The sequence below is a fragment of the Halobacterium sp. KA-6 genome (assembly GCF_021029015.1).
In the GTDB taxonomy this organism is placed as follows: Archaea; Halobacteriota; Halobacteria; order Halobacteriales; family Halobacteriaceae; genus Halobacterium.
In genome coordinates, this window is record NZ_JAJJZH010000002.1 from 410457 (window position 1) to 423700 (window position 13244).

Sequence of the window (13244 nt, forward strand, 5' to 3'; positions counted from 1 at the left end):
CACGGTATTCTCGGGGTATGCCCAAGATAAGCGTCGAGATTCCCGAGGAGCTCCTCGAGGACCTCGACGGCCACGTCGGCGACGACGGCAAGTACGTGAACCGCAGCGACGCCATCCGTGCGTCCATCCGGAAGAACCTCGACATCCTCGACGAAATCGACGAACGCCACGGGAGGCTCGACGACGATGCGGAGTGAGGACCGCCTCGTCGCCGGCCAGGTCGCGCTCGTCGGGCTGTTCGTCACCGCGCTCGTCACCGCCCAGCTCACGGCGTCGAAACTCCTCCTATTTCAGATTCCGTTCTCGCTGCCGTTCACCGGGTCGTCGCTGGTGATGCCGGGCGCGGCGCTGGCGTACGCGCTGACGTTCTTCGCGTCGGACTGCTACTCCGAGCTGTACGGCCGCCGCGCCGCCCAAGTGCTCGTGAACGTCGGGTTCGCGATGACGCTCGTGATGCTCGCGCTCGTCTACACCACCATCGTTGCGCCCATTGCGCCGTTCTCCGGCGTCGGCCAGTCCAACTTCGCCGGCGTGCTCTGGTCGTCGGCGAACATCGTCACCGGCAGCCTGCTGGCGTACGTCGTCAGCCAGAACTGGGACGTACTCGCGTTCCACGCCATCCGCCGCCGCACCGACGGCGCGTACCTCTGGCTGCGCAACGTCGGCTCCACGGCCACCAGCCAGGTCATCGACACCGTCATCTTCGTCACCGTCGCGTTCTGGGCGGCACCGCTGGTGCTCGGCGTCGGGCCGGTCTACGGACAGAACCAGATTCTCTCGCTCATCGTCGGGCAGTACGTCCTCAAACTCGGCATCGCGGTCGCCGACACGCCGTTCGTCTACGGCGTCCGGCGGCTGCTCGCGGACCGCTAGTCGCGGCGCTCGGCGAACCCGAAGTTCGGCTTCACGTCCGTCACTTCCACCTCGATGGTGTCGCCCTCGTCGGCGTCCGCGACGAACAGCGTGTAGCCGTCGACCTTCGCGACGCCGTCGCCCTCGTCGCCCTCGTCGACGATGTCGACCTCGATGGTGTCGCCCTTCTCGATGGGCGCGTTCACGCGGTTCTTCGCGACCACGTACAGCTCCGAAGAGGAATCACGCGACGCGTCCGGCGTGTACGTGCGCGTGAACGCGAACTCCTCCTCGACGTCCGCGAGGTAGTCCTGGTAGTCCTGGCCGTCGAAGACCTTCGCGACGAAGTGCCCGCCGTCGTTCAGTAACTCGCGGGCGGTGTCCAGCGCCATCCGCGCGAGGTGCACGGAGCGCGCGTGGTCGAGGTTGTACTCGCCGGTCATGTTCGGGGCCATGTCCGATATGACGACGTCGACGCCGCCCGGCGCGGCGCGCTCGATGTCCTCGCGCGTGTCCTCCTCGGTCATGTCGCCCTTGATGGTCTGGACGCCCGCCTCGGCGTCCTCGATGTCGTCGATGCGCTGGAAGTCCACGCCGACGACCTTCCCGCGTGCGCCGGTCTCCTCGGCGGCGACCTGCAGCCAGCCGCCGGGTGCCGCGCCGAGGTCGACGACCGTCGCGCCGCCGAAGAGGACGTCGAACTCGTCGTCGATTTGCTGGAGCTTGTACGCCGCCCGCGTCCGATAGCCCTCCTGCTTGGACTTGTTGTAGTAGTGGTCTTTCCCGTTCCCCATGGTTAGTTACGAGAAGTACGGCGGCCGGACTGAAAACCACGTCGCTCCGGGTGCTACGGCACGTCGGCGCGAAAAACCGCAGAAGAGTCGCCCGCAGTCAGCAGCGGTAGGCCGTCAGTTCGCGGCCGCTGCCGTCGTCGAATCCAGCGTGACTGTCTCGCCGTCCGACGTCACCGTCACCTCGGTGTCGAGGCTCACGTCGTCGGGCACGACGAACGTCAATTCACCGTCCTCGTTCGTCTCGCCGACGACTTCGCCGTCCACGGCGACCGTGGCGTCCTCGACGGCGTCGCCCTCGCCGTCGGTCACGACGACGGTGGCGTTCTCGCCGGGCGCGAGACTGCCCTCAAGGACCGCGCCGAGTTCGACCTCGCTGTCGGTCTCGTTCTCGGCGTCACTGTCGTCACTATCGCCGTCGTCGCTCTCGGACTCGCCGAGTTCGAACTCGAGTTCGGCTTCGGCTTCGCCGTACGCGCTGTCCTCGCTCGTCGAGGCTTCGAGTTCGAACTCCTCGGCGTCCGCGGGCACGCTCACCGAGGCTGTCCCGTTCGCGTCGGTCGTCACGACGACGTCCTCGTTCACGGTGACCGTCGCGTTCTCGACGGGTTCGCCGTTCTTCGTGACCTGCACGGTGGCGTTCTCGCCGGCGGTCACGTTCCCGACGAAGTTGGCTTCGAGTTCGGCCTCCTCCTCGTCGGCTTCGACGTCCACGCGCTCGATGGGGACGTCGGTCCCGGACTCGCTGGCGACCGGCTTCAGGATGTACTTCCCGCTGTTACCGGCTTCGAACACCGTGATGTCGAAGACGAAGTCGACGTCACTGCTCTGGTTCACAGTGAAGTCCTCGTTCAGGTGGAGCTTCTGACTCGGGAGCTTCACGTTCACCTGCTCGCCGGTCTTCAACGTCCCTTCGACCTCACCGACGTGGACGAACACCTTCTCGTACTCGCCCGCGGGGACGCTCATGTTCCCCAGGAACGTCGCGTTCGCGCCCTGCAGTTCGGTCAGGTCGACGGTGCGGTTATCGACCTCGTGCTCGATCCACTCGGCGTCGCCCTCGTCGTCGTCACTCTCGGACTCACTCTCGTACGCGAATTCCAGCGAGGCTGCGCTCTCGCCGTACTCGCTGTCCGAGTCCGTCTCGGCCTCGACCGTGAATTCCTCGGCGTCAACGGGTACCTGCACCGTCGCGGTGCCGTCGGCATCCGTCGTCACCGTCGTCTCCGTGTCGTCAGCCGAGACCACGATGGTGCTGTTCGCGACGGCCGCCCCGTCGTGCGTGAGCGTCACGGTGGCGTTCTCGCCGGCCGTGACGTTCCCGTCGACGCCGAGTTCGAGTCCGTTCTCGCTCTCGGATTCGACCGTCCACTCGCCGGACGCGGACGCGTTCGCGTCCGCCGCCGAGGTCTGCGCGAACCCGACGCTCGTCACGGTCACGTTCAGGTGCTCGAATTGACTGATTGCGTTCTGTTCGTCGCTCACGTAGAACTGGACGGTCCCGCTCTCACCGTCCGCTGTCTGTGCCCCGTTCGGGCCCGCGATGCCGCCGGCACAACCGGCGAGCATCACGAGCGCGGCCACGAGGAGACTGGCTGCGGTGCGTTTCATGTGCGTTCGACCCCACGGGCCACACACACGTAAAGGGACCAAGCCGTAAAGGCGGTCAACGGCCGGATTAACCCGGATTAACCCGGGTTAACGGTACGCCGCCCCGTTCGGCTGGCTCGTCGGTGGTACGTTCGCGACCGCGAGCGACCACGGCACCGGTAGCGCCCGCCGGCTTCCGGTGACCTCGCTACCGTCTCGCGATTTACGCGCGCACGCGGAACGTGGGGCTTTTTAGTCCCTGATTGCGTAGCAATTCGCATATGTTCAAGGCGATTGTGAGCGCCGACACGCTCCGGGAAACGCTCGACTCCGTGAGCGTGCTGGTGGACGAATGCAAGATCCACCTCGACGAAGACGGCCTCTCCATCCGCGCTGTCGACCCCGCGAACGTCGGCATGGTCGACCTCGACCTCGGGGCGGCCGCGTTCGAATCCTACGAAGCCGACGGCGGCATCATCGGCGTCAACCTCTCCCGACTGGAGGACATCGCCGGCATGGCCGACACCGACCAGCTCGTCCAGCTCGAACTCGACGAGGAGACCCGCAAGCTCCACATCCAAATCGACGGCCTCGAGTACACGCTCGCGCTCATCGACCCCGACTCCATCCGTCAGGAGCCGGACATTCCGGACCTCGACCTCTCCGCGAACGTCGTCATCGAGGGCGCGGACATCGACCGCTCCGTCCGCGCCGCCGACATGGTCTCGGACCACATCGCGCTCGGCGTCGACGCTGCCGACGAACTGTTCTACGTCGACGCGGAGGGCGACACCGACGACGTCCACCTCGAACTCACCCGCGACGACCTCATCGACCTGGAAGCGGGCGACGCCCACAGCCTGTTCAGTCTCGACTACCTCAAGGACATGAACAAGGCCATCCCGAAGGACGCGGAGGTCGAACTCGAACTTGGCGACGAGTACCCGGTCAAGATTCACTTCGACATCGCCGAAGCGCAGGGCCACGTCACCTACATGCTCGCGCCGCGCATCCAGTCCGACTAACCCGCACTTTTCCTGCGCTCGCGGCTGCTTGCTGATACCGACTGATTAGCGTTCGAGCTCTGGACGTTCGTCCGCCGACCCTCGTGCTACCCTTCCTCTCGGAATAGTTATACGCGTATCGCGCCTCTCTTTGGTTGTAATGGCAGAAGGTAAGGTTGATTTCTTCAACCAGACAGGCGGCTACGGTTTCATCACGACTGACAGCGACGACGTTGACGACGACGAGGACGTGTTCTTCCACATGGAGGACGTCGGCGGCGAGGACCTCACCGAGGGGACGAGCATCGAATTCGACATCGAGCAGGCTCCCAAGGGTCCGCGCGCGACGAACGTCGTCCGCGCGTAACTCCGGATTTCTGAACTGACGGCGGTTCTTTTCCGCTCTCTCGCCGCGTAGCGACGCGGCGGAGCGGTGAATTCTTCACACTCCGAGTGACGTCGACAGCGTGCTCGTTCGCGCGATTAGCGTCACCGGCGAGTCAGCACGCCCGGCGCGTGGATGTCGAACGCGAGCCCGTCGTCCCCGCCGTCGCTTGGGTAGAAGTGCACGTGGTCCTCGTCGGTCGGGTCCCGGTTGTTCTCGTACACCTCGTACTGGACGACGTACTGCCGAGCGACTGCGACGTCCTCGCGCCGTGTTTCACCCTGTGGTTCGACGTCGATTGATTCCGAGTAGGCTCTCGCGTCGCTCCGTGACAGGTCGCTCCCCAGGCGGAACAGGCTCAGTTCGACCGTGAACGGACTATCCGTGTGATTGAACAGCGTCACGTCGAGCGTCGCGGACCGCGACGAGAGCACGCTACACCCCGCGACTGACGCCAGCGATGCCACGCCGACCGTGAGGACTGCGCGCCGCGACGCGAGCTGGGAGGGCTCGGACATAGCACAGTGCTACACGCGACGACACGTATTGGTTTGGGCGCGGGAGCCCGAGGAACCTACCGGTCCACGCTCACGCCGCGCTCGTCGAGCAACTCGAAGAACTCGTCGGGCGAGAGTTCGGGGACGTCGTGGCGGTCGGCATCCTCGCGCTTGCGCTCGCCGGGGTTGTCGCCGACGACGAGGTAGTCGGTGTTCCCGGACACCGACGAGGGCGCGTTGCCGCCGTGGCGCACCACGAGGTCCTGGAGGTCGTCGCGCGTCCAGCCCTCGACGCTCCCCGTGAAGACGACCGTGAGGTCCTCGAGTTCGTCGCCCCGGACTTCGGAGGGTGATTCGGGTTCGCCGAGGCGGTCCTCGTCGCGGAGGCGTTCGATGACGCGGCGGTTGCGCTCGTTGTCGAGGAACTCCCGGACGTGGCCGGCGACCACCTCGCCGATGCCCTCCACCTCGCGGAGGTCGCGCTCGTCGGCGGAAAGTAGCGCGTCCAGCGTCTCGAAGTGCTCGGCGAGGTCGCGCGCGACTGTCGGCCCGACTTCGGGGATGCCGATGGCCGCGAGGAACTCGCCCAGCGGCGGGTGGCGCGCGGCGTCCAACTCCGCGAGCAGGTTCTGCGCGCTCTTCTCGCCCCACCCCTCGAGTTCCGCGAGGTCCTCTTCCGTGAGTTCGTAGAGGTCCGCGACGTCCTCCTCGACGAGTCCTTCCTCGACGAACTGCTTGGCGGCCTCCTCACCGATGCCCTCGATGTCGAGCACGTCCGCGAAGTAGCCGACCGCGCGCACGAGCTGTGCGGGGCACGCCAGCCCCCCAGTGCAGTACGCGATTGGGCCGTCGTACTCCACGTCGCTCCCGCAGCGTGGGCACTCGTCGGGCATCTCGAAGTAGCCCTCGGTGTGCGATTCGACCACTTCGTCGACGTACGGAATCACGTCGCCGGCGCGTTCGACGCGCACCTCGTCGCCGACGTCGACGCCCAGTTCCGCGATTTCCTCCTGGTTGTGGAGGCTCGCGCGGGACACCGTGACACCGCCGACTTCGACGGGTTCGAGCAGCGCGACCGGCGTCAGGCGCCCCGTCCGGCCGACCTGCACGACGACGTCCGTGACTTTCGTGACTTCCGCGCGCGGTGGGAATTTGTACGCGTACGCCCACCGGTAGTGGCGGGACGTGACGCCCAGGTCGACGCACGTCTGGCGGTCGTCGACTTTGAGGACGACGCCGTCGATTTCGTAGTTCAGGTCCTCGCGCACGTCAGCGAGATCGTGCCGGAACTCGATTGCTGTCTCGACGTCGTCGGCGAGTTCGGTACGCTCGTTGACTTTCAGTCCCCAGTCGGGGAGCGCCTCGTGTTCCGCCCAGTGCGTGTCGAGGCCGGCGTCGAGGCCGCCGCGGGACGGTCCCGTCTCTATCGTGTCCCGCGACTCGCCTGCCGCGAGCACGTCGTAGAAGAAGCAGTCGAGGGGGCGTTCGGCGGTGACGCTCGGGTCGAGTTGGCGCAGCGTCCCCGCGGCGGCGTTGCGCGGGTTGGCGAACGGCTCCTCGCCGCGTTCGACGCGCTCGGCGTTGTACTCCTGGAACGCCTCCCGCGGGATGTACACCTCGCCGCGCACTGCGAGGAACGCCGGCGGGTCGCCGCGCAGGCGCTGGGGGACGCTCTCGATGGTGCGGACGTTCTCCGTGACGTCCTCGCCGGTCTCGCCGTCGCCACGGGTGGCGGCCCGGACGTACCGGCCCTCCTCGTAGACGACTTCCACGGAGAGGCCGTCGAACTTCGGCTCGCAGACGAAGTCCGTCTCACCCACCTCGCGTTCGACGCGGTCGGCGAACTCCCGGACGTCCGCCTCCTCGCCGCTGGAGTCGATGGAGAGCATCGGTGCGACGTGGTCGACCGTCCCCAGTTCCTCGACGGGTTCGCCGCCGACGCGCTGCGTGGGGCTGTCCTCCGTCTGGAGGTCGAACGCGTCTTCTAACTCTTGAAGCCGCTCGAACAGTTGGTCGTAGGCGTAGTCGGAGATGACGGGGTCGTTCTCGACGTAGTAACGGTAGTCGTGGTAGCGGACGGCCTCCCGGAGCAGTTCCACCTGTTCCTCGGCTTCGTCCTCGTCTACGTCGTCGACGGGCGCGAAGTCCGTGTCGGGGTCTCGGATGTAGGGGTTGTCCTCGGGCGCGTCTTCGAGCACGTCCGCGTCGGCCATGCGACGGCGTACGGACCCCCGGGTCGTAAGCGGTTGGGGCGTTACGCCTCGTCCAGTCGCAGCAGCGCGGGGAGCGCGAGCGCCGCGAGCAGGAGCTCGGCGCCGCCCGCGAGCACGAACGCGGTGGTGAAGTCGTACTGTTCGGCGACCCAGCCGCCGCCAACGATGCCCATCAGGAAGCCCAGCGAGCCCGCGACGTTGAAGCCGCCCATGCTGACGCCGCGCTCGTCCTCGCCCGCGATGTCGGTGACGAGCGCCATCGTCGCGGGGGACATGAGCGCGCCGAGCACGCCGACGACGACCATTCCGCCCTGCGCGAGGCGGACGTGGGGCGCGAGCCCGATGGCGAGCACGGCGATGCCGTAGGTCGCAGAGCCAGCGGCGATAGGAATCGTCCGGCCGATGCGGTCGGAGAGCCGGCCGAATGGGTACTGGAGGAGCGCGAACGGCGCGAAGAACAGCGCGAGCGTGAGACCGACCGCGCCGGCATCGAGGCCGAACACCTGCCGGAAGTACAGCGAGCCGACGAGCGCGAAGAAGCCGGCGGTGAACCGGTCGATGAACCCGAACGCGAACGGGACGCTCAGCGTCGGCCGGTTGCGGAGCACGCGGAGGCCCGCGCGCAGCGACTCGCCGTGGCCGCTGGGCGCGCGGTCGGGGACGCGGAGCGCGGCGACGCCGGCGACCGCGAGCACGGCGCAGCCGGCGACGAGCGGGAGTTTCGGGTCGAGTTCGGTGAGGCGGCCGCCGACGGGCGCGCCGAGCGCGGTGCCCGAGCCGATGGCGATGCCGGCGGCGCCCATGTCCTTGCCGTGGTCGCTGGAGAGGTCCATCAGCATCGTCATCGCCAACGAGAACGCGCCGATGGTGGCCGCGCCCTGCGCCGCGCGGAGCACGAGCACGGTGCCGAAGTCGACGTCGAGGAGAGCGAGCGCGGCGTAGCCAAGACTCCCGCCGAGCGCGCCCGCGGCGATGAACGGGACGCGGCGACCGGCGCGGTCACTGGCGACGCCCCAGACGCCCGCGAACGCGACGAATGCGGCGAACTCCGCGGCGAGAAACCAGCGACTGCCGGTGTCCGGGTCGTCGGCGCCGAACGCCGCGACGAGGTCCGCGGCCCCCGGGTAGAGGAGGACTTGCGCGAACAGCACCGCGAACACGACGCCCGCGAGCGCCGCGCGTTCGCGTCGAACCATACCCGTGCTTGCGTGCGCGCCGTCAAGAACGCGCCGGAATCGACTACACCGCGCGGAGTCGCCCCGTTGACCGGCCGAGCCGCCGCCCTGCCACGTCTGGGCAAGCGTTGCCGTAACTGGCATGCATATTCTTTTCGGGCTATATTACTTCAGTACATGACTGACGCGAGCGGCGGGCGACACACCCGCAGCGTCCACGCGGGCCAGAAGCCCGACGAGACAGGGGCGCGCGCCCCGCCCATCTACCAGACCACGTCGTACGTCTTCCCGGACGCCGACGACGCCGCCGACAGGTACGCCTTGGAGTCCGAGGCAGACGTCTACTCGCGCATCTCCAACCCCACGGTGTCGACGCTGGAGGACCGCCTCGCGAGCCTCGAAGGCGGCGTCGACGCCGTCGCCACGAACGCCGGCATGGGGGCCATCGACGGCATCACCACCGTGCTCGCCGAAGCCGGCCGGAACATCGTCGCCAGCGAGGACATGTACGGCGGTACCGGCACGTACTTCTCGCACATCGCCGGCAAGCGCGGCATCGACACCCGGACCGTCGACGCCCTCGACCCCGCGGCCGTCGAGGCTGCCATCGACGAGGACACCGCGTTCGTCCACGTCGAGACCATCGCGAACCCGTCGCTCGTCACGCCCGACTTCGAGGCCATCGCGGACGTCGCCCACGACCACGCCGTTCCCCTCGTCGTGGACAACACGTTCGCCACCCCGCACCTCTGCCGGCCAATCGAGCACGGCGCGGACATCGTTTGGGAGTCCACGACCAAGTGGCTCCACGGCGCGGGCACGACTCTGGGGGGCGTCGTCGTCGACGGCGGGACGTTCCCGTGGGACCACCCGGACGCCGACTTCCCCGAACTCTCCGGCGAGAACCCCGCGTACGGCTTCGACTTCACGGAGCGCTTCGGCGACCGCGCGCTCGCCGCGGCCGTCCGCCAGCGCGCCGTCCGCGCCACCGGCACCGGCCAGACGCCCTTCGACGCGTGGCAAACGATGCAGGGCGTCGAGACGCTGCCGCTGCGGATGGACCGCCACTGCGAGAACGCCGCCGCGCTCGCGGACTTCCTCGCGGACCACGAGGACGTCGCGTGGGTCTCCTACCCCGGCCACGACGACCACCCCACGCACGACGCCGCCAGCGAGTACTTGGACGATGGTTACGGCGGGATGCTCACGTTCGGGCCCGAGGGCGGCTTCGACGCCGCGAAGGCCGTCTGCGAGGGCGTCGAACTGGCGTCGTTCGCGGCGAACGTCGGTGACGCGAAGACGCTCGTCATCCACCCCGCGAGCACCACGCACGCACAGCTCTCCGAGGACGAGCAGCGGGCCGCCGGTGTCAGCCCCGACATGATTCGCGTCTCCGTCGGCATCGAGGACACCGCGGACGTGCTCGCCGACTTCGACCGAGCGCTGGAGGACGCCCACTGATGCCCACGACTACCTTCGACGAGTTCGAGTTCGAGAGCGGGCAGACAATCGAGGACTTCACCGTCGCCTACGAGACGTACGGCGAATTCACGGGCGACAACGCGGTCCTCGTCTGTCACGCGCTCACGGGCAGCCAGCACGTCCGCGGCCGCGGCGACGGTCAGGGCCGCGGCTGGTGGCACGACGTCGTCGGCCCCGGAAAGGCCATCGACACGAACGAGTACTACGTCGTCTGCGCGAACGTCCCCGGGTCGTGCTACGGCACCGACGGCCCCGCCAGCGAGGGGCCGGACGGCGAGCCGTGGGGCACGGACTTCCCGCCGGTCACGGTGGGCGACTGGACGCGCAGCCAGCGCCGCCTGCTCGACGACCTCGGCGTCGGCCGCCTGCACGCCGTCCTCGGCGGTAGCGTCGGCGGCATGAACGCCCTCGACTGGGCGCGTCGCTTCCCCGACGACGCCCGCCGCGTCGCCGCCATCGCCGCCGCGCCACGCCTCGACGCGCAGTGTCTCGGCCTGAACGCGGTCGCCCGTCGCGCCATCCGCGGCGACGCGAATTGGAACGGCGGCGACTACTACGACGGCGAGTTCCCCGAGCAAGGCCTCGCGCTCGCCCGCCAACTCGGCCACTTGATGTACCTCTCGAAGGACTCCATGGAGCGGAAGTTCGGCCGCCGTACTGCGGGCCGCGAAGCCGGCAGCGACGCGTTCCCCGTGGACGACGCGGGCGCGTTCTTCCCGTACCGGGACGTCGAATCCTATCTCGACTACCAGGCCGAGAAATTCACCGACCGCTTCGACGCGAACAGCTACCTCTACCTGACGCGCGCGATGGACGACTACGACCTCGCGGAGGGCTACGATTCGGACGCCAGCGCCGTCGGCGCGTTCGCCGGCGAAGCCCTGCTGGTGTCGTTCACGGGCGACTGGCACTTCACGGTCGACCAGAGCGAGGGCGTCGCGCAGGCGTTCCGCGAGCAGGAGGTCCCGGTCTCGCACCACGTCGTCGAATCCGACCACGGCCACGACGCGTTTCTCGTCGAACCCGAGTCCGTCGGCCCGCCGCTCCGTGACTTCCTCGCGAACGGCGTCGCCGGCCGCGCCGTCACGGACACCGTCGACCACGACGACGACCGTCGGACGCTGTACGCCCCCGTCCACAACAGCCTCTTCTCCGGGTAGCACCCCTCTCTCGTCGGATTCCCGTCCGAGCGAGCGTCACCGTAGCCGGCAGGAACTGCGGGCGACCCCCCGGCTTAACGACCCCGGGGCACGCAGTACCACGCATGGGAGACGGAGACGACTACGGTTTCGACACGAACAGCGTCCACGCGGGCCAGGAAGTCGACCCGGCGACCGGGTCGCGGGCGCCGCCAATCTACCAGACGACGTCGTACGTCTTCGAGGACAGCGACGACGCGGCCGCGCAGTTCGCCCTGGAGAAGCCGGGGTACATCTACTCGCGGCTGATGAACCCGACCGTCGAGACGCTCCAGGAGCGCCTCGCGGCGCTCGAGGGCGGCATCGGCGCCATCGCGACGTCCTCGGGGATGGCGAGCCTTGACCTCGCGACGTTCGTGCTCGCGAGCGCGGGCGACAACATCGTCGCGTCCAGCGACCTCTACGGCGGGACGTACACCTACCTCACGCATAGCGTCGAGCGCCGCGGCGTCGAGACGGAGTTCGTCGACGCCCTCGACTACGACGCCTACGAGGAGGCCATCGACGAGGACACCGCCTACGTGCTCGTCGAGACCATCGGCAACCCGAGTCTGACGACGCCGGACTTCGAGCGCCTCGGCGAGATTACGGACGAAGCCGGCGTCCCCCTGATTGTGGACAACACGTTCGCGACGCCGTACCTCTGCAACCCGCTCGAGCACGGCGCGGACATCGTCTGGCACTCCACCACAAAGTGGATTCACGGGGCCGGCACCACCGTCGGCGGCGCGCTCGTCGACGGCGGCGAGTTCCCGTGGGAGGAGTACGCCGACAAATTCCCAGAAGTCGCGAAGGACAACCCCGCCTACCACGGCGTGAATTTCGCGGAGCGCTTCGGGGACGCGGCGTTCACGTACACCGCCATCGCGCGCGGCCTGCGCGACCTCGGCAACCAGCAGTCGCCGTTCGACGCGTGGCAGACCCTCGAGAAGCTGGAGTCGCTACCGCTGCGCATGGAGAAACACTGCGAGAACGCCCAGAAGGTCGCCGAGTACCTCGTCGACCACGAGGACGTCGCGTGGGTCACGTATCCGGGCCTCGAGGACCACCCGACCCACGACAACGCCACGGAGTACCTGGACGGCGGCTACGGCGGCATGATCACCTTCGGATTGGAAGCCGGCTACGAGGCCGCCAAGGAGACCACGGAGAACACCGACCTCGCGAGCCTGCTGGCGAACGTCGGGGACGCGAAGACGCTCATCATCCACCCCGCCAGCACCACCCACCAGCAGCTCACCGACGAGGAGAAGGAAGCCGCGGGCGTCCGCGACGACCTCGTGCGGCTGAGCGTCGGCATCGAGGACCCCGCGGACGTGGTCGCGGACCTCGAAGCTGCCATCGAGGAGGCCTCGCGGTAGTCAGTCCCGCAGTCGGTGGACGAGCGTGCTCCGCTGGCTGTACGTCTGGTACGCCGCGGACGCCACGAGCACGGCGAAGACGGCGACTGCCCAGACGCTCGCGCCCACCGCGCTCACGCCCGGAACGCCGACTTCGGCCGCAGTCACGAGGAGCGCGCCGAGCACGCCCAGCGCGGCGTAGTACTCGGCGTACGAGAGGCCGTACTTCGGGACGACCTCCATGTAGACGCCGACCGCGGGCGCGTTCTCCGCGGGCCGTACTTCCTTGGTCTGTTCGTCGTACTCCACGATGCCGAGTTCCGCGAGCTTCGGCAGGTGGGTCTGTTGGAGCGAGATGTAGACGCTCTGTCGGACGTTGCGGGGCGGCGGCTCCTCGCCGGTCTCCCGCGCCGCGATGACTTCCGAGAGCTCCCGCGCGGTCACCGGCTCTTCGGCGTCGCCGAGCAGTTCGATGACCATGCGCCGCCGGTCGTTGCGGAGGACGTCGTGGATGTCGGTCTCGGGGAGTTCGTCCGTGTCCGGTTTGTCGGCCGCCACTACCTCTCGATTTGTCGTTTCAGCCAATCAACCTTCCGTTGCCGACGCGCCGCCAATCACGTGAGGAAAGCGACCTTAACGACCAATTAAGCAAGAGTGAGAGGGGTGTAGCGGAAGTCGCCCGGGTCGGTATCGCTCAGTGTGCCCTGGCCGTCCGG

The 13244-nt window shown here is 68.1% G+C and carries 13 protein-coding genes; 7 read left to right on the forward strand and 6 right to left on the reverse strand.

The genetic code is table 11. The features are described 5' to 3' along the window. The first annotated feature begins 17 nt into the window (after positions 1–17). Positions 18–197: a ribbon-helix-helix domain-containing protein gene (locus tag LPA46_RS07195; RefSeq protein ID WP_230891963.1), complete on the forward strand. Its 180-nt coding sequence runs from the start codon at positions 18–20 to the stop codon at positions 195–197. Then, positions 187–873 carry a queuosine precursor transporter gene (locus tag LPA46_RS07200; protein WP_230891964.1) on the forward strand — a complete coding sequence of 229 codons (687 nt, stop codon included), beginning with the start codon at positions 187–189 and terminating at the stop codon, positions 871–873. The genes LPA46_RS07195 and LPA46_RS07200 overlap by 11 nt, the downstream gene beginning before the upstream one ends. Here LPA46_RS07200 and LPA46_RS07205 read toward each other — a convergent pair. Beyond that, positions 870–1646 carry a 23S rRNA (uridine(2552)-2'-O)-methyltransferase gene (locus LPA46_RS07205; protein ID WP_230891965.1) on the reverse strand — a complete coding sequence of 259 codons (777 nt, stop codon included), beginning with the start codon at positions 1644–1646 and terminating at the stop codon, positions 870–872. The two genes, LPA46_RS07200 and LPA46_RS07205, sit on opposite strands and share 4 nt — an antisense overlap. 114 nt (positions 1647–1760) lie before the next feature. Then, positions 1761–3254: a DUF4382 domain-containing protein gene (locus tag LPA46_RS07210; RefSeq protein ID WP_230891966.1), complete on the reverse strand. Its 1494-nt coding sequence runs from the start codon at positions 3252–3254 to the stop codon at positions 1761–1763. A 260-nt stretch (positions 3255–3514) separates the two neighbouring features. Between LPA46_RS07210 and LPA46_RS07215 the strand changes: the two genes are divergently transcribed. Both LPA46_RS07215 and LPA46_RS07220 read left to right on the forward strand, forming a co-directional pair. Continuing rightward, complete coding sequence (locus LPA46_RS07215; protein WP_059057976.1) at positions 3515–4258, forward strand: DNA polymerase sliding clamp; 744 nt, start codon at positions 3515–3517, stop codon at positions 4256–4258. Between the two features lie 139 nt (positions 4259–4397). After that, on the forward strand, positions 4398–4604 hold the full coding sequence (locus tag LPA46_RS07220; RefSeq protein ID WP_230889764.1) for a cold-shock protein: 207 nt from the start codon (positions 4398–4400) through the stop codon (positions 4602–4604). Between the two features lie 122 nt (positions 4605–4726). On the opposite strand, the gene LPA46_RS07225 is transcribed toward LPA46_RS07220, so the two are convergent. Genes LPA46_RS07225 through LPA46_RS07235 form a run of 3 tightly spaced genes read right to left on the reverse strand, consistent with a single transcriptional unit; the run spans position 4727 to position 8528 of the window. Continuing rightward, positions 4727–5140 (reverse strand): hypothetical protein, encoded by a 414-nt coding sequence (locus LPA46_RS07225; RefSeq protein WP_230891967.1) that lies wholly within the window; start codon positions 5138–5140, stop codon positions 4727–4729. A gap of 56 nt (positions 5141–5196) precedes the next feature. Next, on the reverse strand, positions 5197–7332 hold the full coding sequence (gene ligA, locus LPA46_RS07230; protein ID WP_230891968.1) for an NAD-dependent DNA ligase LigA: 2136 nt from the start codon (positions 7330–7332) through the stop codon (positions 5197–5199). Positions 7333–7373: 41 nt separating this feature from the next. After that, the gene (locus LPA46_RS07235; RefSeq protein WP_230892072.1) at positions 7374–8528 is read right to left on the reverse strand and encodes an MFS transporter; all 1155 of its coding nucleotides are present in this window, start codon (positions 8526–8528) and stop codon (positions 7374–7376) included. A 156-nt stretch (positions 8529–8684) separates the two neighbouring features. Here LPA46_RS07235 and LPA46_RS07240 point away from each other — a divergent pair, with 156 nt between their 5' ends. The 3 genes from LPA46_RS07240 (at position 8685) to LPA46_RS07250 (ending at position 12549) form a co-directional block, all read left to right on the forward strand. Further along, positions 8685–9968: an O-acetylhomoserine aminocarboxypropyltransferase/cysteine synthase family protein gene (locus LPA46_RS07240; protein ID WP_230891969.1), complete on the forward strand. Its 1284-nt coding sequence runs from the start codon at positions 8685–8687 to the stop codon at positions 9966–9968. Next, positions 9968–11149, forward strand: coding sequence for a homoserine O-acetyltransferase MetX (gene metX / locus LPA46_RS07245; RefSeq protein WP_230891970.1), 1182 nt, complete (start codon positions 9968–9970; stop codon positions 11147–11149). Before LPA46_RS07240 ends, metX begins: the two co-directional genes overlap by 1 nt. 104 nt (positions 11150–11253) lie before the next feature. Beyond that, positions 11254–12549, forward strand: coding sequence for an O-acetylhomoserine aminocarboxypropyltransferase/cysteine synthase family protein (locus tag LPA46_RS07250; protein WP_230889758.1), 1296 nt, complete (start codon positions 11254–11256; stop codon positions 12547–12549). On the opposite strand, the gene LPA46_RS07255 is transcribed toward LPA46_RS07250, so the two are convergent. Beyond that, positions 12550–13086: a DUF7344 domain-containing protein gene (locus tag LPA46_RS07255; protein WP_230889757.1), complete on the reverse strand. Its 537-nt coding sequence runs from the start codon at positions 13084–13086 to the stop codon at positions 12550–12552. It lies immediately after the preceding gene. Positions 13087–13244 lie beyond the last annotated feature (158 nt).